Here is a 1,855-nt window from a genome sequence, read left to right as displayed (position 1 = left end):
GCCGATCCGGGATCGTCGCCGACGAGGACGGTGCCGAGGCCGGGCGTGATGCCCTTCGCCTTCAGCGCGGCCACACGGGCCTTCAGGTCCTCGAAAATCTCGTCGCGGGTTGCCTTGCCGTCCAGGATCGTCGCAGTCACGACTGCCATTGTCGCAGGTCCGTGTCCCGGTCCTTCAACGGCGGTCGGGCTCGTCGATGTCGAGGCCGTGAGCGCGGGCGTAACCGATCGCCTGCGACTGCTCGATCCGGGTGTGGTCGAGTTCCGCGCTGCGCCACAATGCGGGACCGATGTGGGCGCCGCGCAGGTCCGCGCCGTCCAGTCGGACCCCCACCGGCCGCGCGCCCAGCAGATCCACCGTCCGCAGCACCGCGTACCGCATGTCGGCGCGGGTCAGGTCGGCGTCCCGGAAGATACAGGTGCTCAGGTCCAGGCCACGCAGGTCGGCGCTGCGCAGACTCGCGCGGGTGAAGTCGACGTCGTCGAGGACGAGATGGCGCATCGGGCATTGTTTGAACACCGATCCCACCAGCGAACAGCGCCGGAAGACGCTGTCCGACAGATCGGTCCGGGTGAACGTGCACGATCGGTAGGTGCTGCGCAGGTGGCTGCTTCCCTTCAGGTCTGCATCGGTGAAATCGCAGTCGATGAAGAACGCGTCCTCGATGATCGAGCCGCGCAGATCCGCGTCCCGGAAGCTTCGTCCCGTGACGCGCGCTCCTCTCCACAGGACCTCGGTGTTGTCGCTGCCCATACCTTCATCGTCCACGCCCTACCGGTTCTGGCAAGGCGACGACGACCCGGGACCTGCGGCTCAGCCACGACCGGCCAGTTCCCGCGCCAGCGGGCTCGGAAACTTCACGGTCACCCGATCGCCGCCCACCCATTCGTCGAGCCGGGCGGCCTCCTGCTCGAGTACGGCTCTCCCTTCCGATCCGATGTCCTCGAGCAGATGCAGGCACACCGCCCTGGAGTCGTTCTGCCACCAGGTGCCGACGATCCGGCCGTCCCACCACGCGGTAGGGCCCGCGTTGCCTGCGGTGTCGAACAGTTGCTGCCGGTACGGCCCGAGGTACCAGTCGCGCTCGAACCACCCCATCGTGGTGGGATCCAGTGCCGGCAGCAGCGCACCCCACGGCTCGACGAGCGGCGCCGCCTCGAGGTCGTCGGGGAGCAGATACCCGGTGCGACCGTCGAGATCTACCTCGACCGCGTTCAGTTCGGCGAGTGCCGCGCGCACGGTTTTCAGGGTCGAACCGAGCCACCACTTGATGTCGGTCTCCGTTCCGGGACCGAAAGCACGCAACCACATTTCGACGAGCGTGCGCAGCCCGTCCGCCTCGTCACACGACTCGATCCCGGAGCCCAGCCACGACTCCGTCGTCGCCCAGTTGTGCCGCGACACCCGCCACGAACCGTTGTTCGAGGCCCGCACCACCTTTCCCGACGCCGACAGCACCGTGAGGACACGCGGCCCGAGCGAAACCTCTCCGCCCCAGGACTTTCCGACGCCATACTCCATCGAGCCCCCGAGCAGCGGAATCTCGGCCCGCAGTTCCGTGGACGTCGCTTCCCGACCGTCCGCCAGCGCGTCGAGCACCCGGCCGCTCACCTCGTCCAGCCAGCGTTCGCCGTCCCGGTGCAGCCCCGACGCCTCGGCATCCTTGATCAGCGTCTACGTAAATCTGATACTTCCTGCCACTGACGTGGCAGGCGGTGAAGATCCACGTTCCTCACGGCTACCCACCACACCATCGTGCGATGTTGCGGGCTCGACCGTGTCCCACACCGACGCTTCGGGTGCAGGACAACTCCTCGACTGTGTCACCCCCTCGGACGGTCTCGGGACCGCAATA

Annotated in this window: 3 protein-coding genes; all 3 read right to left on the bottom strand. The window is 67.5% G+C overall.

Annotation, left to right across the window (positions count from 1 at the left end):
• On the bottom strand, window positions 1-140 hold a 140-nt coding region (locus I0Q12_RS33675; RefSeq protein WP_374068773.1), incomplete at its 3' end, for a tetrahydrofolate dehydrogenase/cyclohydrolase catalytic domain-containing protein.
• A gap of 34 nt (window positions 141-174) precedes the next feature.
• Complete coding sequence (locus I0Q12_RS23615) at window positions 175-753, bottom strand: pentapeptide repeat-containing protein (RefSeq protein WP_197255270.1); 579 nt, start codon at window positions 751-753, stop codon at window positions 175-177.
• Between the two features lie 60 nt (window positions 754-813).
• Entirely contained in the window at window positions 814-1,644 is an 831-nt protein-coding gene (locus I0Q12_RS23610; RefSeq protein WP_269437683.1) for a winged helix DNA-binding domain-containing protein, read from the bottom strand.
• Window positions 1,645-1,855 lie beyond the last annotated feature (211 nt).

This window comes from Rhodococcus sp. CX (genome assembly GCF_015865005.1).
Lineage (GTDB): Bacteria > Actinomycetota > Actinomycetes > Mycobacteriales > Mycobacteriaceae > Rhodococcus.
The sequence above is the reverse complement of the archived record's forward strand: the minus strand, read 5'-3'. Positions and strand labels throughout refer to the sequence as shown.